A 16,018-nucleotide genomic window follows, 5' to 3' on the forward strand; every position below is an offset into this window, starting at 1 on the left:
CGGCGGCGGCGCCCGCCGCCCCCGCCTCCGTCCGCCCTCCGACCCCCCCGGGGGGGGGGCGGCGCGTGGTGCGGCGACTGGTCCCCCGCACACCCCCCCCCACAACCCCACACGACCCCCGCCTCGCTCTCGCGGGGGAGGCGCTTCCCCCTGGCGTCCGATCCCTTCCGCCACGGTTCGGACGACGCTTGGCGCATGTCGTTGAAGCAAGCCGAACTGCGCAATTGGCCAGGCTACGTCGCCGCGGTCTGGGGGCTTTTGTTCGCGATCCCCAGCTTCGTCTGGGCGACCGGCAACACCTTCGGCGCGCAATCGACGGTGTCGCCGTCGCTGGTGAAGCTCGCGCAGGACCGTGTCCCGTGGTTTGTGGTTGTTCTGGTGGCCACCGGTCTGCTGAAGGTTTTCGGCACCGTGATCGGCCTCTGCCTGACCCGGCCGCGTGGCCGGTGGCTCAGCCGGGCGATCGTGTTGTGCGGCAGCGGCGCGGCGGTTCTGCTGACCTGGCACGGCGGGCTTTTCGTCGTGCAGGGCGTGCTGGTCAAGACCGGAGCCGTGGCCGTCGATCCGGCGTTGTCCAACTTGGTCGGTTGGTATCTCTACCTGTGGGGGCCGTGGTTCATCGCTGGCGGTCTCGCGTTCGCTGCGGCTGCCGCGCTGTACGTCCGGCACCGCGACGACCGACGCACGCTCACGCGCTACGGAGTGGCCGGCGCGCTCGGTGCCTTGGTGCTGTCGGTAGCTGCGGTCGCGACGGGTGTTGGGTGAGTCAGCGGAGGGCTCCGGCGAGGACGGTGGCTGCCATCTGCCGTACCGCCTCCTCGCTGGGCGGTTCCCCGGTGCGGTCGGCGAACAGCAGGTGCCCGGCCCCGATAAGCGTCGGTGCCAGCGTCTTTACGTCAGCCTCCGGGGCGAGCCGACCGAGATCTCGTTCCGCGGCAAGGTAATCCGCGAGCACGTTCGCCGCGTCAGTGGCCAGCGGAACTCCCGGACCTGGCCGAGTCGCCCGGAGCCGGTGCCGCAGTTCGTCGCGGAAGGTGATCAGGGCGACGATCGACACCGCGACCGAGGAGAAGACCTCGGTGAGCACGTCAGTCACCGTCTCGACCAGATCGCCGGTTCCGGCTCCGGCGAGCAGGTCGTCCCCACGGGCTTCGAGCCGGTGGATCCGGTCGAGCACCAGTGCGGCGAGGAAGGCGTCGAAATCCTCGAAATGCCGGTGCAGCACGCCCTTCGCGCAATCCGCTTCGGCGGTGACGGCCCTGCTGGTGAGGCCGCTCGGCCCCTCGCGAAGCAAAACCCGTTCCGCAGCGTCGAAAAGCTGGGCGCGGACGTCGCGGAGATGGATCCCGGTGGGCAACTCGACAGTCCTCTCTAGCCATAGTGGGCGCTTGCCCACTATGGTGGGCACATGCCCACTTTACCCTCTCCCGAACCTCATCAGCACCGGACGATGGCGGAATCGTTCGGCGTCGACCCCGAGCGCTACGACCGGGCGCGCCCGCGTTACCCGGACGAACTGGTGACCGCCCTCGTCAAAGCAAGCCCTGGAAGGGAATTTCTCAACGTCGGCTGCGGAACCGGCATCGAGGGGCGGCAATTCCACGCCCACGGTGCCGTGGTGTTCGGCGTGGAACCGGACGCGCGGATGGCGGAGTTCGCCCGGCGCGATTTCCCGGTCGAAGTCGCGAAATTCGAGGATTGGGACCCGGCGGGGCGGACGTTCGACGCCCTGGTGTGCGGGCAGGCGTGGCACTGGGTCGACCCGGCCGCTGGAGCCGCCAAGGCAGCGCAGGTGCTCCGCCCGGGCGGCCGGTTCGCCGCGTTCTGGCACGTCTTCATGCCGCCGGAGGAAATTTCGCAGGCACTCGCGGACGCCTTGCGCCGGGCGATGCCGGACTCGCCGTTCAGCACCAACTACCTGAAAAACCCGAACGCCCAGTCCTATCAGCCGATGCTCGACCGGGCCGCGGACGGGCTGGCCGGGACTGGGGCGTTCGCCGAGACCGAGTACTGGCATTACGAATGGACGCAGGACTACAGCCGCGACGAATGGCTGGACCTGCTCGCCACGCAGGGCGGCGTCACCGTGGCGGCACCGGAGCAACGCGACCAGGTGCTGGCCGAGGTCGGGGCCGCGATCGACGCGCGCGGCGGCCACCTGACGACGAATTACTCGACCGCCGCGGTGACCGCCGTCCGCTTGTCCTGACCGCCGGTCATTCCTCCAGCGAAAGCGCTTGGCTCGGGCAGATGTTCACGGCCTCGCGCGCCTTCTCGACCAGCTCGCCGTCCGGAGTGTCGTTGAGGACGATGACGGTGCCGTCGTCCTCGCTCTGGTCGAACAGCGCGGGTTCGGTGAGCACGCACTGGCCGGCGCCGACGCACTTGCCGGTGTCCGCGATGATCTTCATGATGGCCTCTTCCTGGCTTGTGGTGGGAGCACTCTGATCTCTACCAGGTCACCGGCAACTGGTACAGGCCGAAGATCGTGGCGTCTTCCTTCACCGGGAGCTCGTCGACCGGCAGCGCGCTCTTGAGCGTCGGAATGCGGCGGAACAGGGTGTCGAACACGATCTGCAGCTCCATCCGCGCGAGGTTCTGCCCGAGGCACTGGTGCGGCCCGAACCCGAACGCGACGTGGTGGCGCGCGCCGCGTTCGAGGTCGAGCTTGTCCGGGTTCTCGAACGCGTCCGGGTCCCAGTTCGCGGCGTAGCCCAGCACGAGCACGCCTTCGCCCGCCTTGACCGTGACGCCGCCGAGTTCGACATCCTCGGTCGCGACCCGCGCGGTCGCGCCTTCGACAATCGTGAAGTAACGCAACAGTTCCTCGACCGCGAGGAGTGTCTTGCCCGGGTCGGCCTCGATCTTCGCGCGCTGCTCGGGGTTCTCCAGCAGCCCGATGGTGCCGAGCGAGATCATGTTCGCGGTGGTCTCGTGCCCGGCGACCAACAGCAGGAACGCGAGCCCGATCATCGCGTCGTGGTCGTAATCGCCCTCCTCGCGGCGCTTGACGATCTGCCTGCCGAGCAAGTCGTCGGCCGGGTCCTTCTCCTTCGCCGCGACCAGGCCGCTGAGGTATTCGCGCAGTTCCTCCGACGCCTTCTTGCGATCTTCGACGCTGGTGCTGCGCCGGATGAGCGCCATCGTGCGCTCTTGGAAGTAGTCGTGGTCGGAGTACGGGACGCCGAGCAGCTCGCAGATCACCAGCGACGGCACCGGCAGCGACAGCTTTTCCACCAGGTCGGCCGGTTTCGGCCCGGCGAGCAATTCGTCGATCAGGCCGTCGACGATCTCCTGGATCCGCGGCCGCATCGCTTCGACCCGCTTGACGGTGAACTCGCCGAGCACCGCCCGGCGGGCCTCGCCGTGCTCGGGCGCGTCCATCCCGATCATGGCTTTCTGCTTCACGTTGGTGAGGATCGCGGCCCCGCCCTCGGCCAGGAACGGGAAGTTGGGCAGGAACCGGTCCGAGGAGAACCGGCGATCGCCGAGGACCAGCCGGGCTTCCTCGTGCCGGGTGGCCGCCCAGGCCTGGTTGCCGCCGGGGAGCTGCACCCGGGTGAGCGCGGCGTCCTCGCGCATCCGGACGTACTGCTCCGGCTGGGAGAACGGGCAGGTGCGGGCGACCGGCAAGCGGAGTTCTTCAGTGGCAGTCATCGTTTCCCCCTCACCAGGTCACCGGGAGGCAGTACAGCCCGAAGACGCCGGAGTCGTGTTTGAACGGCAACTGATCGACCGGCGCGGCGAGCCGCAGCGTCGGGATGCGGCGGAACAGCGTGTCGAAGACGATCTGCAATTCCATCCGCGCCAGGTTCTGGCCGAGGCACTGGTGCGCGCCGAAGCCGAACGCGACGTGGTGGCGGCCGCCGCGGGTGATGTCGAACCGCTCGGGCTCGGGGAAGACGTCGGAGTCGAAGTTGGCCGCGTAGCTCAGGCCGAGCACGCCTTCTCCGGCCTTGATGGTGACGCCCGCGATGTCCACGTCTTCGAGGGCGACGCGGGTGGTGGCGAATTCCGCGATGGTGAAGTAGCGCAGCAATTCCTCGACGGCGTCGAGGGTTTTGCCCGGATCCTCCTTGATCGCGGCGAGCGCGTCCGGGTTCTCCAGCAGCGCGAGAGTGCCGAGCGAAATCATGTTCGCGGTGGTCTCGTGCCCGGCGATGAGCAGCAGGAAGGCCATCGACACGAGGTCGTCGTGGTCGTAGTTGCCCTCCTCGCGCTTCTTCGCGATCTGGCGGCTGAGCAGATCGTCCGCCGGTGCGGTTTCCTTCTTGGAAACCAAGTCGGACAGATAATTCTGCATCGCTTCGACCGAGCTGCTGCGTTCTTCGAAGCCCGTTTCCCGGTTGAGGAGCCGGGAACTGTGCTGCTGGAAGAAGTCGTGGTCGGAGTACGGGACGCCGAGCTGTTCGCAGATCACCAGCGACGGCACCGGAAGCGAGAGCGCGGACACCAGGTCGGCCGGTTTGTCGCCGGCCAGCATCGCGTCGAGGTGCTGGTCCACGATCTCCTGGATGCGCGGCTGCAACGCCTTCATCCGCTTGACGGTGAACTCGCCGACGACGCTGCGGCGAGCCGGGCCGTGCTCCGGCGGGTCCATCGCGATCAGCGACGGACGCAGCCTCGGACGGCGCTGCTGGCCGTCCTTGAACAGGACCGGAAAGCCGGGGTTGAAGCGGTCCGAGCTGAACCGGGGGTCGTTGAGCATCGCCCGCAGGTCCTCGTGCCGGTGGAGCACCCAGGCGCGCTGGCCGGTGTGCTCGAGTTCGACGTAGTGCGCGCGAGCGTCGCGGAACCGGTCGTAGTCCGGCGGCGGCGCGAACGGACACGTTCGCTTCATCGGGAAGGCGGCCTGCTCAGGCAGGGTGGCGCTGGGCTGGGCGACGTTGGTCATCGAAACCCCCTATGGGCGGATTGCCCGGTTACGGAACGAATGTGGAGGATTACATTCCGGTTCACTGCCCAAGGTACCGAAGTGGAGGATCGTCGTCCACTAGCAACGGGGTGACAATTGCTGTCCCACCCGGGTCGCGGGCACGTTTGCGCAGTTGGATCGGCATGCGAGAATGCGCGCCAACCGGGAAGAGAGAAGGCCGGCTATGAGTGCAGACCCCGAGACGCCGCTGCGGGCGGACGCGCAACGCAACCGCGACCAGATCATCGCCGCGGCCCGCGTCATTTTCGCCAGCCAGGGTCCCGAGGTCCCGATGGAGGAGATCGCGCGGGCGGCCGGCGTCGGCGTGGGCACCCTGTACCGGCGCTTCCCGGACCGCGACGCGCTCATCCGCGCGGTGGCGGTGGACAACTTCGCGGGAGTGCTGGACAACGCCAGGCGGCTGTCGGTGGAGGCTCCGACGGCGTGGGAAGCGTTGGTGCAGCTGCTGTACCACGGCGCGGAACTGCAGCTTTCCATGCAGCTGGCCATGTTGTCGCAGCGTGCGCACGAAATTCTCAAGGACGACCCCGAGGTGGCTCACCTGCGCGAAGCGGTGCTGCTCGAGGTCGAAAGGCTGGTCGATCGTGCGCAGGCCGAAGGCACGCTGCGCAAGGACGTGGGTGCGGGAGACGTCGCGGTGCTGTTCGCCCGGCTCATCCGCCAGCTGCCCGCGCACCGGTTGAAATCGCCGGAGATGGCTGCGGCCCGCAACATCGCGATCATGATCGACGGCCTGCGCGCCGGCCCGGCCACCACGCTGCCGGGGCGGCCGATCGGCAAGGAAGATCTTCTCTGACCCTTTCTTCGGACGCGGCGGGCCGCTCCGGGTTGCTCCGATAGGGGTGATCCCACAGCGGGCCATCGGGATCCGGGCGGGGACGTCTTATCTCGTGAAAGCCGGTGCGGAGCCGCCGGAAATCAGGAGAGGGGACGAACATGAAGAACATCCGCCGAATCGCCGTCGCTGTCGCTGTCGCCGGGGGCGCGGCCGCTGTCTTCGCCGGAACGGCCGGCGCCACGACCGCCACCACGGACTCGTCGGCGCTGCAGTGCACGGCGAATCAGTTCAGCACCAAGCTCGTCTACGGCGGGGCCGGTGCTGGCCAGCGCCACGCGGCGCTGCAGTTCACCGCGAACCCTGGCGAGCGGTGCTTCCTGCCCGGCAAGGCCGACGTCGGCCTGATCGGCGCGCACAACGTCCTGGTCAACAACGAGGCGGCGGCCGACGCCCCGCCGGTGCTGCTGGCGGACGGATCGTCGGCGTACGTGCCGCTGCACTGGACCGCGATCGGTTCGGAGGGCGAGCAGCAGACGCCGAACGGGCTGACCATGACCGCCCCGGCGGACACCAACCCGCGCGGGGACTACATCAACCCGAACGTGACGGTGGACTGGACCTTCGGCGCGGTGGACGCCGACCAGAACAGCCACACCATCGACGTTGGCGCGCTGACGCCGGGCGAAGCGCCTGCGGCGTAAGGAATTCAGTCGAGCGGTGCTGCGCGGGTGAGCGAATCGAGGACCCGCAGCAGCACCGCCCGGGCGGCGTCGCCCTCGGCCGCGACTGTCCACAGTAGATCCGCGACCTCGTGGTACGGATCGGCGTCGCTCGCGATGTGCTCGCCCTCCGGGGTTTCGACCATCGCGACGTCGTCGACGACCCAGAAGTCGGCGGTGACCGGATAGGGGAGGACGACGTCCGCGGGGATGATGCCGAAGCGGATGTTCGGGGTGCCGAGCAGTGCGAGCAGCTTGTGCACCTGCGCGATCATCACCTCCCGCGGCGCGTTCGGGTAGCGCAGCGCGGCCTCGGAGGTGAGCAGTTCGATGGTCCGGCCGGGTTCGTAGAGGATCTGCTGGCGCTGCATCCGCGCCCGGACCGCCTCGGTGATGTCCTGCGCACCGCCGTGGATCCGGGCGTGGGCGAGCAGCGTATGCCGCGCGTACTCCGGGGTTTGCAGTAATCCGGAGACAATTCGGAGATCTACCGCCCGAATTCGTAGCGCTCTGGCCTCTCTGGCTATGGATTCCTCTTGTCGAGCCCGGTGTCCGTCGCGGACTTTGTCTTTCCAGCTCGCGTGCGCGTCCCGGACCCCGACCAGTTGCTCGCGCAGCTGTTCGGCCAGCTCCGGAGGCCCGCCCACGGCAGCGATCCAGGCGTCGAGGTCGTCGTCGCCGACGGTCTGTCTGCCGTTCTCGATCTTGCTGACCTTGGGGGCGTTCCAGCCGATCGCCTTGGCGAAATCCTTTCCAGTCTCGTAGCCCGCGTCGACCCGGAGCCGGCGCAGGCGGTCGCCAAGCTCTGCCCGGCGTTTCTCGAAACTGGTAGGCACTAGCCCTCGCTATCGCATGCGGAATTCCTCGAACCCGTTGGCATCTTCCCACACCTGGGGTCGAGTTTCGAGAAATCCTGGGCGACTAGTGCGTCTGAATCGCCGGGATGCCTTGCCTTGCCTGCGCCGGTCCGTGGGTCTTCAGGCTTCCTGCGGAAAGAACTTGAGCAGGCCGGCGGGGATTTCGACGGCCGTTTCGGTGTCCGGCATGCCGCGTTCGTGCAGTTGCCGGAGCGCCTGCTCGTCGGTGACCCGGTACCCCTGGACGACGTACGTGCCGCGGTTGGTGCGATAAGCGTTGGGGCAGTTGCCGCCCGCGCTGGTGGTGCCGAGGAACTCGAGGGCGAGTGCTTGTTCGGGCTGAGCGGGATGCAGGGTCATGCGGAGTCCTCCTGACGTGCTGACAGCGCCTGTACCGGACACGGGGTGTCGAAATTTCCCCAATGACTCATGTTGGCAGAGAATTTCGCGAAACGATAGATCCATCGCGCGAAATTTTGAGTCCGGTTGGGGGTCAGCTGGTCGCTCACGGGGCCGGGCTCAGGCGAGCTCGGCGAGCGTCAGCGCCAGTGCGTCGACCAGATGGGAGCGGGTGCCGGAGTAGACGTTGATCTGCGGCCCGCCGGTGTCGCCGGGGCTGACGAAACTCAGCACCCGGCCGCGGCCGGTGAGGTCGATCGCGGACAGCGGAGTGCTGTGCGTCCGGCTGCCGTCCGGCCCGCGGACCGCGACGTGCATCAGGTGCACCGCGTCGCGCCGGGCCCGCATCAGGTGCCGCACTTCGTCCGCGCTTGCCGACGATTCGGCGAGCGGATCGGCGCACGCGCTGTCGTAGTAATCCTTGGGCACCTTGAGCGGCCGGAGTTTCGCCGGAGCACAGCCGGGCAGCAGATCGACCAGACTGCCGCCGATGTCGCGCGGCGAAACAGGTTCGAGCTGCACGGACCGGTTGTCCGTCACGAGCCGCACGGCCTCCCGCCCGGCCGCCGCGACGAGAATCGCCCCGTTGTCGCCGCGACGATCGCCGAAATCGCTCCAGGAATACACTTCTCGCCGAGCCTCGGCGAGAAGTTCGAGGGTGTCGCGCAACCGCGGACTGGGCGCGCCGCTCGCCGCGAGCCCGAACCGCGCCAGTAGCCCGTACGACTGGACCCGGAGCTTTTCGGCGAACTCGTCGGTCATGAACATCGGCGCGTGCTCGACCACGACCGGCGGATCGCCGAGTTTCTCCTGCCCCCACACGGCGAGAAACGCCAACCGGGGCATCCGGACCGGTCTCTCGAGGATCGGCATGGTCGCGACCCCTTAGCCGCCGATGGTCGGTGGAGTCGGCGGCAATCCGGTGCGCGGGTCCACGATGCGCTCGCCGTCGTCGTCGGTGAAGGCGGAGTCGCTTTCCACGCCGTATTTGCGCTGGTGTTCTTTGGCTTCTTCGTCTTTGCCGCGGGCGGGGGCGATTCCGCCCGCGCCTGGCGCGCCTCGGGAGCCTGGGGTGCCGGTCGTGCCGCGTGTTGCGTTGCCTGCTGGACGCCCTTCTTCGCCGGTGCCTGACCGGGGCGGGCCGCCTGTGCGACTGCGTGCTTCTTCGCCGGTTCCTCCGCCGGGGCCCGGGCGGAACGGGGTGGCGGTTCGGTCGCGAGCTTCGGGCTTTCCGCTTGTGCGGCCGATTTCTCCGCCGGTGCTTCCGCTGAGATTTCCGCGTCCGCCTTGGACGGGAACCCCGGCGGCTTCTCCCGGCGACCACGCCGTGCCGCCGCTCCCGGATCCGCCGGGGTAGGAGGGCGGGACCTTGGGCGTCGCCGGATCCGGCGACCATCCGGAGGCCGTCGTCTGGTCGCCGGTTCCCGGCGGCGGTGCCCCGCCCGGCCCGGGGTGATCGCGGTGCCCTTGCGTCAGGCCGTGCTCGGGCGGCGGCGCTGACGGCCCGCTCACCGGTGGTGCGGGGGTCGGAGGGGGAGCGTCCGGCGGATAACCCGAGCTTCGGGGTTTCGGGAAATGCGGTGCCACGTCCGGTCCTTGCCGCCCCTTCGGGTGGGGACCGGCGGTGTCGTTCCGCCCGCCGAAATCGTCGAGCCTGCCGTAGTCGGTTTGCAGCTGCTGACTGCCCGTGCGGGCGTGCTGGACGTACGCCTGATAGCGGTCGATGTTCTGCTGTGCCACCGCGTTGTACTGGTTGATCTCCTTCTCCGCGTCGGTGTCCCACGGAGAAACCCGATCGACAAAGGTCAAGTGCGGCGGCTTGTCCGGCATCGGCTGCAGGGCGGTCTTCATGGCGTCGAACCCGTGCGCGACGTCGGACAAATTGGCACCGTTGGTGGTGTAAATCGCCGCGGACACGGACGCGATCTCCGCCAAGGCGCGAATCCGGGTCTGCGCGGCGTCCGCGGCCCGGCCGGTCCAGGCGGATTCGAGCCCGGTGCTCATGCGGGAGACCAGGTCGCTGGCGTCGTGATGCTGGCTGCTGAGCTGGGCTGCTTGGCCGGCACCCTCGTGCCAGACGGACGTGCCCGGGCCGGCGAGCACCTTTTGCGCCAGCTCAGGCGCGGGCATGGCTTCGGTGCCGGTGTTGCCGTAGAGGGCTGCGGAGTAGAACTTGCCCAGATCGTCGACGCGCTCGCCGACCCAGTGGCCGACGTCTTCGAGAATCTCCAGGAATCCCATCACGAACCCGCTCGTTGCCGAAGGTTGGCGACCACCATTTCGGCGACCTTGGCGGTCAGCTCGCACGGGTCGGCTTTTCCTGCTTTGCTCTGGCCAAGGGTCAGTGCGGCATCGACTGTGTAGTCGTCCGCGATCCCCACGCTGACGTCGCAGGAATCGTCGACGCCACCACCGGGGTAAATCGAGTACGCGACTGCGGGGAATCCTTGAATCGGCGGAAGCGGCCGCCACGTCGTCGTCTTGGGTTTGGTGTTCTGATAGACCGAACTGAGGCCCTGATGGGTCCGAATGTCGTAGAAAACGTTCAGCCCGGCGCCGGAGTCTGGATGGTCCCATCGGCAGGCCGGCCCGGTGGCGGGGAGGTTTTCAGATTTGGGCGGGTCCGTGGCGCCGAGGATTTCTTTGAGCTGCCCAGCGGTTAGCGCGTTCTGGCACGGGTCGCCCGACAAGACCGACGACGGCAGGGGCCGGTCTACCTTCGGTGCTCCTGCATAAGGCAGAGATGCCGCGGCAGCTGACGGCGTGGAGGAGGCAGGCGGGGCGGGCACGTCGCCTCCCGAGCAGCCTGCGGCGGTGACGACTGCGCCGACCGCGACCAGGAGTCGCGCGGGTGAGCGGCGGTTCATCCGGCGAGCCCTCTCGGGTCACCGGCGGCTTTCACCTCGGCGGCCGCGGTTTCGTCGGAGCTTTCGGTGAGCCCGAGCGCGCGCTCCAGCTTCCGGACAAGCTCGGCCGCGTAGTCGTGCATGTGGCGGAGATTCGCGAGGCCTGCCCCGAACGCGCCCTCGTCGGAGCCGCTGCCAGTCAATCGTCTGTTGTAGTCGGTGCTCGCTGGCTCGTCCGCTGGCGGGGTCAGCCGGGTCAAGTACACCGCATGGTGCTGCATGTCGTTGAACTGTTTACGGGCCTGCTTGGCCAGGTTGAGCATGCTCCGGGCGTCGTCGCGGCTCATCGTGAAGCCGGGGCCGGGCGGGGCCGCTCCGGTGTCGGTGATGGTGAAGGTGAAGTCCGGCAACCAGTTCTTACCTGCGTTGGCGGCAGGCTGGTCCATGTCCTCGCCCTCCCCACGACACGGCGGACATTTCGCGCAACTGTCGGTTCGGCGCCTCACGGCGCTATTCACCGTAGTCGATGGAGCACGATTAGTCGCGAGGGTCGAACACACTTGAAGGAAATCGGCAAGAGATTCGCGAAATTGGGCGAATTTGACAGCCGAGAGTGAACGCGGCTGCGAAAATCTCTTAATAAAAGAACGGTGTTGACGCTTGCGGGGTGCAGGGCGGTTCATTGTATGTCCTTCCTGGTTGGCCGCCCAATCCAGCACCGAAACTACCTGCTGTGCAACTTTTCCTCGAAAAAAGACAAAACCCTCCGTTCCGGGGGTAACCGGAACGGAGGGTTTGAGTGAAGCCGGTGGTCAGACGCCCATCGGGTGCCAGACGGTTTTCGCTTCCAGGTACCGCCGAATGCGGGACAGGTCCGGTTCGGCGGTCCAGTCCGGTTCGGTGTCGGGGACGGACAGGACTCGTTTCACGGTCCCGGCGGCTTCCTGGGCCAGTGCGACGCGGTCCGCGGGGGTCGCGCCGGTCGGGTCCAGTGCGTTGACGTCTCCATGGGAGGCCAGCCACGGGCCCAGTTCCGCGGCCCGGCCGGTGAGGATGTTCGCGACGCCGCCGGGGACGTCGGAGGTGGCCAGTACCTCGGACAGGGTGATGGCGGGCAGTGGGCGGTCCGCGCTGGAGACCAGGACTGCTGTCGATCCGGTGGCCAGTACTGGGGCCAGCACCGTGACGAGTCCAAGCAGCGACGAATCTTGCGGCGCGAGTACCCCGACGACTCCGGTGGGCTCCGGCGTCGTGAAGGAGAAGTACGGGCCGGCTACCGGGTTGGCGGCGCCGAGCACCGACGCGATCTTGTCGGTCCAGCCCGCGTACCACACCCAGCGGTCGATGGCTGCGTCCACAAGGGACTCGGCCTTCTTCGCGGCGACGCCTTCGCAGGCGGCTACCTCGGCGGCGAACTGGGCGCGGCGGCCTTCCATCACCTCGGCGACCCGATAGAGGACCTGGCCGCGGTTGTAACCAGATGCAGACGACCAACCTGGGAACGCCTTGCGGGCCGCGGACACCGCGTCGCGCAGATCCTTCCGGGACGCGTGGGCCGCGTTGGCCAGGAAAGCGCCCTTGGCATCGGTGACGGGGTACACCCGGCCCGATTCCGAGCGCGGGAATTTTCCGCCGATATAGAGCTTGTAGGTTTTCGCTACGGAAATCCGGTCAGACATTGAGGTAGGCCTCCAAACCGGTGCGTCCGCCCTCGCGGCCGAAACCGGACTCCTGGTATCCGCCGAAGGGGGCAGCGGGGTCGAAACGGTTGAACGTATTGGCCCACACGACGCCCGCCCGGAGCTGGTTCGCCATCCACAGGATGCGCGAACCCTTCTCGGTCCAGATGCCCGCGGACAGTCCGTACGGCGTGTTGTTCGCCTTCGCCACGGCTTCTTCCGGGGTGCGGAAGGTGAGCACCGACAGCACGGGCCCGAAGATCTCCTCCCGCGCGATCCGCATCGACTGGTGGACTTCGGAGAACACCGTCGGTGCGAAGAAGAACCCGCGGTCGGGCACCGGGCACGGGCTGGTCCAGCGTTGCGCGCCTTCCGCGTCGCCGGATTCGACCAGGCCGCGGATCTTCGCCAGTTGCTCGGCCGAGTTGATGGCGCCGAGGTCGGTGTTCTTGTCCAGCGGGTCGCCCAGCCGCAGCGTCGACACCCGGTAGCGGAGCTTTTCCAGCACTTCCTCGGCCACCGATTCCTGCACCAGCAGGCGCGAGCCCGCGCAGCAGACGTGGCCCTGGTTGAAGAAGATCCCGTTGACGATCCCCTCCACCGCCTGGTCCAGCGGCGCGTCGTCGAACACCACGTTCGCCGCCTTGCCGCCGAGTTCCAGGGTCAGCTTCTTGCGGGTGCCCGCGACGGTGCGCTGGATCAGCTTGCCGACCTCGGTGGAGCCGGTGAACGCGATCTTGTCGACGTCCGGATGCTCCACAATGGACGCGCCGATGTCGCCTGCTCCGGGCAGGATGTTCACCACGCCCGGCGGCAGCTCCGCCTGCTGGCAGATCTCGGCGAACACCAGCGCGGTCAGCGGGGTGGTCTCGGCGGGCTTGAGCACCACGGTGTTGCCGGTGGCCAGCGCGGGCGCGATCTTCCACGCCAGCATCAGCAGCGGGAAGTTCCACGGGATCACCTGGCCCGCGACACCGAGCGGTTTCGGGTCCGGGCCGTAGCCCGCGTAACCGAGTTTGTCCGCCCAGCCCGCGTGGTAGAAGAAATGCGCGGCCGCGGTGGGCACGTCGGAATCGCGCGACTCCTTGATCGGCTTTCCGTTGTCCAGCGTCTCCAGCACCGCCAGCTCTCGCGAGCGTTCCTGGATCAGCCGCGCGATGCGGAACAGGTACTTCGCCCGCTCCGTGCCCGGCATTTTCGACCAGACCGACGTGTACGCCTTGCGCGCGGCCTTCACCGCGGTGTCCACATCGGACGCCGATGCGGTGCCGACCTCGGCGAGGATCTCCTCGGTGGCCGGGTTGATCGTCTTGAGCGGCTCGCCCGAACCGTCGACGAATTCGCCGTTGATGAACGGCTTGTAATGCTCTTTCAGATTGGCGAGGGCGCGCGATTCCGGAGCGGGCGCGTATTCGAAGATGCCCATGTCAGTCCACCGTCACGTAGTCAGGGCCGCTGTAGTGGCCGTCCACCTGGGTGCGCCGCTGCAGCAGCAGGTCGTTGAGCAGGCTCGACGCGCCGAACCGGAACAGCTCCGGCGTGAGCCACTGCTCGCCCGCGACCTCGTGCACGGCGACGAGGTACTTGATCGCGTCCTTCGTCGTCCGGATCCCGCCCGCCGGCTTGACGCCGCGCAGTTCGCCGGTGCGTTCGTGCCAGTCGTGCACCGCCTGCAGCATCACGTGCGTGACCGGCAGCGTCGCGGCAGGCGACACCTTGCCGGTGGACGTCTTGATGAAGTCCCCGCCGGCCAGCAGCGCGAGCCAGGACGCGCGGCGCACGTTGTCATACGTCGCCAGCTCGCCCGTTTCGAGGATCACCTTCAGGTGCGCCGAGCCGCAGGCTTCTTTGATCGCGCGGATTTCCTCGAAGACCTCCAGGTAGCGGCCTTCGAGGAACGCGCCGCGGTCGATCACCATGTCGATCTCGTCCGCGCCCGCCTCGACGGCCAGCCGGGTGTCGGCCAGCTTCACCTCGCGGCTCGTGCGGCCCGCCGGGAAGCCGGTGGCGACGCTCGCCACCCGCACCCCGCTGCCGGCGAGCGCTTCGACGGCTGTCTCCACCAGGTCCGGGTACACGCACACGGCCGCGACGCGCGGGCAGTCCTGCCGTTCGGGGTCCGGCCGCATCGCCTTGGCGGCGAGGCCGCGGACCTTGCCGCGCGTGTCGGCTCCTTCGAGCGTGGTCAGGTCGACCATCGACACCGCGGTGTCGATCGCCCACCGCTTGGCTTCCTTCTTGATGCTCCGGGTCGCGAGTCCCGCCGCGCGCTGCTCGACGCCGACCTGGTCGACACCGGGCAGCCCGTGCAGGAACCGCCGCAGGCTCGCTTCGTCGCGAGTGACGTCCGTCAGCGGCGACGGGGTGTCCGGCGCTGATGACGGGCTGGTGGTAGCTGTCATACCGCTGAGTGTAGGTGCGCGACAGCAGGCGCCGGGGTGCTCACTGGAATCTGTGGACAGCTGGTCACAGCCTTGCGGTTGTCCACAGCCGCGCGGGCAGGGCGGCGGTTTTTGTCGGTGTCGTGTGCAGTCGGGTTCAGGACTCGATCTGCGGCGCGTTCAGGTCCTTGGCCGGCTTGCGATAGACGACCACGCCGCCCCAGAAGCCGAGACCGTTGATCGTCACGGTCGGGGCGGTCGGCGGGGCCGGCGGGGCGCCGGACTTGTCCTCCAGCATGAACGCGCCCATGAAGCCGATGCCGGTGACGTTCACGTTGATGTCGTCGGGCACGGTGATCTCGATTCCGCCCATGATCGCGACAGCGGTGATCGTGCACGACTTCTCCGCGAACCGGGCGCTGCGCAGGTCGATTTCGGCGCCGCCCCAGAACGCGAAAGTTGTGTGCTGCTGCGGCAGGACCCAGCTGCCTTTGCGCACGGCCCCGGACATCACGCCGATCGACATGGCGGAACCGGGATGCCCGCCGATGCGGTTGTCCGGCATCCCGAGCGCACGCGACGGGGCGGGCTGCAGCGAGGCCGAAGCGGTCGTGGCGACCGCGGCGCTGCCGGGCAGATCGGCGGTCACCGGTTTCAGATCGGCGAACGTTTTCGCGGAGTAGACGCTGGAGAGCCGCTCCTCCAGCTCGTTGATCGTGATGCGGCCTTCGGACAGGGCTTGGTGCAGCACCTGCGCGACCTGTTCCCGATCAGCGTCCGACACGCGCATCTGGTCCGGGCCCGGCGTGGCTGGGTCTTCACTCACCTGGGGCAGCCTAGCCCTGTCGGGTCTGGCTCGGGTCCATCGAACGGTGGATAGGGGGATCATGGCGTGATGAGTGGTGTTTTGGTGGGGAGTCTTGTGCTTCCCGATGGGGCTGTCGTGCGGGGGCGTGGGCTGGGGCGGGGGAAGCCCGAGGGGCCGGAGCCGGAGTTCGGGTTGTATCTGGGGTCGCGGCGGATGCGGGGGAAGTACGACGGGGTGTTGAGCTGGGAGCGGCGGTGGGTGGTTTGGCCGGACTTCTTGCTGCCGCGGGATCGGGAGGGGGCTCGGCGGGAGATCGTGGGGTTGCATGAGCGGGCTGTTGCGGGGGAGGCGGTTGAGGTGGCTTGTCTTGGCGGGGTGGGGCGGACGGGGACTGTGTTGGCTTGTTTGGTGACGTTGGGCGGGGTGGGTGCGGAGGAGGCTGTGGAGTGGGTGCGGAGGGAGCATCATCCGCGGGCGGTGGAGACGCCTTGGCAGCGGCGGTGGGTTCGGTGGTTCGCTGAGCGGGGGTAGGGGGCCTGCTCGTCGCCTGGCGGCGACATTGCGCCTTGGTGGGTTGGGGGCACCCCGAAGCCAAGTGTGCTGACGGTTCGGGGG

The 16,018-nt window shown here is 68.2% G+C and carries 19 protein-coding genes; 5 read left to right on the forward strand and 14 right to left on the reverse strand.

The window, feature by feature from the left end; translation table 11 throughout:
- The first annotated feature begins 195 nt into the window (after positions 1–195).
- On the forward strand, positions 196–765 hold the full coding sequence (locus ACWGIC_RS41655) for a DUF3995 domain-containing protein (RefSeq protein ID WP_452081469.1): 570 nt from the start codon (positions 196–198) through the stop codon (positions 763–765).
- 1 nt (position 766) lies between these two features.
- Here ACWGIC_RS41655 and ACWGIC_RS41660 read toward each other — a convergent pair whose 3' ends face one another.
- Entirely contained in the window at positions 767–1,357 is a 591-nt protein-coding gene (locus ACWGIC_RS41660) for a TetR/AcrR family transcriptional regulator (protein ID WP_452081470.1), read from the reverse strand.
- A gap of 51 nt (positions 1,358–1,408) precedes the next feature.
- Between ACWGIC_RS41660 and ACWGIC_RS41665 the strand changes: the two genes are divergently transcribed.
- Entirely contained in the window at positions 1,409–2,209 is an 801-nt protein-coding gene (locus tag ACWGIC_RS41665) for a class I SAM-dependent methyltransferase (protein WP_452081471.1), read from the forward strand.
- A gap of 7 nt (positions 2,210–2,216) precedes the next feature.
- Here the strand turns inward: ACWGIC_RS41665 and ACWGIC_RS41670 are convergent, their stop codons facing one another.
- From ACWGIC_RS41670 to ACWGIC_RS41680, 3 genes are read right to left on the reverse strand one after another with little or no spacing between them, the layout of a single operon-like run.
- Positions 2,217–2,411 carry a ferredoxin gene (locus ACWGIC_RS41670; RefSeq protein WP_037356317.1) on the reverse strand — a complete coding sequence of 65 codons (195 nt, stop codon included), beginning with the start codon at positions 2,409–2,411 and terminating at the stop codon, positions 2,217–2,219.
- A gap of 40 nt (positions 2,412–2,451) precedes the next feature.
- Positions 2,452–3,657: a cytochrome P450 gene (locus ACWGIC_RS41675; protein WP_452081472.1), complete on the reverse strand. Its 1,206-nt coding sequence runs from the start codon at positions 3,655–3,657 to the stop codon at positions 2,452–2,454.
- 10 nt (positions 3,658–3,667) lie between these two features.
- Positions 3,668–4,894 carry a cytochrome P450 gene (locus tag ACWGIC_RS41680; protein ID WP_452081473.1) on the reverse strand — a complete coding sequence of 409 codons (1,227 nt, stop codon included), beginning with the start codon at positions 4,892–4,894 and terminating at the stop codon, positions 3,668–3,670.
- Positions 4,895–5,099: 205 nt separating this feature from the next.
- Between ACWGIC_RS41680 and ACWGIC_RS41685 the strand changes: the two genes are divergently transcribed.
- The gene (locus ACWGIC_RS41685; protein WP_452081474.1) at positions 5,100–5,732 is read left to right on the forward strand and encodes a TetR/AcrR family transcriptional regulator; all 633 of its coding nucleotides are present in this window, start codon (positions 5,100–5,102) and stop codon (positions 5,730–5,732) included.
- Positions 5,733–5,872: 140 nt separating this feature from the next.
- Entirely contained in the window at positions 5,873–6,415 is a 543-nt protein-coding gene (locus ACWGIC_RS41690) for a DUF4232 domain-containing protein (protein ID WP_452081475.1), read from the forward strand.
- A gap of 5 nt (positions 6,416–6,420) precedes the next feature.
- Here ACWGIC_RS41690 and ACWGIC_RS41695 read toward each other — a convergent pair whose 3' ends face one another.
- From ACWGIC_RS41695 to ACWGIC_RS41740, 10 genes are all read right to left on the reverse strand, one after another.
- Positions 6,421–7,269 carry a helix-turn-helix domain-containing protein gene (locus ACWGIC_RS41695; protein WP_452081476.1) on the reverse strand — a complete coding sequence of 283 codons (849 nt, stop codon included), beginning with the start codon at positions 7,267–7,269 and terminating at the stop codon, positions 6,421–6,423.
- A gap of 141 nt (positions 7,270–7,410) precedes the next feature.
- Positions 7,411–7,650: a hypothetical protein gene (locus tag ACWGIC_RS41700; RefSeq protein ID WP_452081477.1), complete on the reverse strand. Its 240-nt coding sequence runs from the start codon at positions 7,648–7,650 to the stop codon at positions 7,411–7,413.
- A 159-nt stretch (positions 7,651–7,809) separates the two neighbouring features.
- Positions 7,810–8,562 (reverse strand): ESX secretion-associated protein EspG, encoded by a 753-nt coding sequence (locus tag ACWGIC_RS41705; protein ID WP_452081478.1) that lies wholly within the window; start codon positions 8,560–8,562, stop codon positions 7,810–7,812.
- A gap of 12 nt (positions 8,563–8,574) precedes the next feature.
- Positions 8,575–9,933: a hypothetical protein gene (locus ACWGIC_RS41710; protein ID WP_452081479.1), complete on the reverse strand. Its 1,359-nt coding sequence runs from the start codon at positions 9,931–9,933 to the stop codon at positions 8,575–8,577.
- Positions 9,930–10,556: a DUF3558 domain-containing protein gene (locus ACWGIC_RS41715; protein WP_452081480.1), complete on the reverse strand. Its 627-nt coding sequence runs from the start codon at positions 10,554–10,556 to the stop codon at positions 9,930–9,932. Before ACWGIC_RS41715 ends, ACWGIC_RS41710 begins: the two co-directional genes overlap by 4 nt.
- Complete coding sequence (locus tag ACWGIC_RS41720; protein ID WP_452081481.1) at positions 10,553–10,981, reverse strand: hypothetical protein; 429 nt, start codon at positions 10,979–10,981, stop codon at positions 10,553–10,555. Before ACWGIC_RS41720 ends, ACWGIC_RS41715 begins: the two co-directional genes overlap by 4 nt.
- Before the next feature lie 366 nt (positions 10,982–11,347).
- Positions 11,348–12,214: an aldehyde dehydrogenase family protein gene (locus ACWGIC_RS41725; protein ID WP_452081482.1), complete on the reverse strand. Its 867-nt coding sequence runs from the start codon at positions 12,212–12,214 to the stop codon at positions 11,348–11,350.
- Positions 12,207–13,640, reverse strand: coding sequence for an aldehyde dehydrogenase family protein (locus tag ACWGIC_RS41730; protein ID WP_406640825.1), 1,434 nt, complete (start codon positions 13,638–13,640; stop codon positions 12,207–12,209). The genes ACWGIC_RS41725 and ACWGIC_RS41730 overlap by 8 nt, the downstream gene beginning before the upstream one ends.
- A gap of 1 nt (position 13,641) precedes the next feature.
- Positions 13,642–14,616, reverse strand: coding sequence for a deoxyribose-phosphate aldolase (gene deoC / locus ACWGIC_RS41735; protein ID WP_452081483.1), 975 nt, complete (start codon positions 14,614–14,616; stop codon positions 13,642–13,644).
- A 136-nt stretch (positions 14,617–14,752) separates the two neighbouring features.
- Positions 14,753–15,385 (reverse strand): DUF1707 SHOCT-like domain-containing protein, encoded by a 633-nt coding sequence (locus ACWGIC_RS41740; protein WP_452081485.1) that lies wholly within the window; start codon positions 15,383–15,385, stop codon positions 14,753–14,755.
- Between the two features lie 105 nt (positions 15,386–15,490).
- Between ACWGIC_RS41740 and ACWGIC_RS41745 the strand changes: the two genes are divergently transcribed.
- Positions 15,491–15,934, forward strand: coding sequence for a protein-tyrosine phosphatase family protein (locus ACWGIC_RS41745; RefSeq protein WP_452081484.1), 444 nt, complete (start codon positions 15,491–15,493; stop codon positions 15,932–15,934).
- The last annotated feature ends 84 nt before the right edge of the window (positions 15,935–16,018 follow it).

It is taken from the genome of Amycolatopsis sp. NPDC054798 (genome assembly GCF_053611505.1).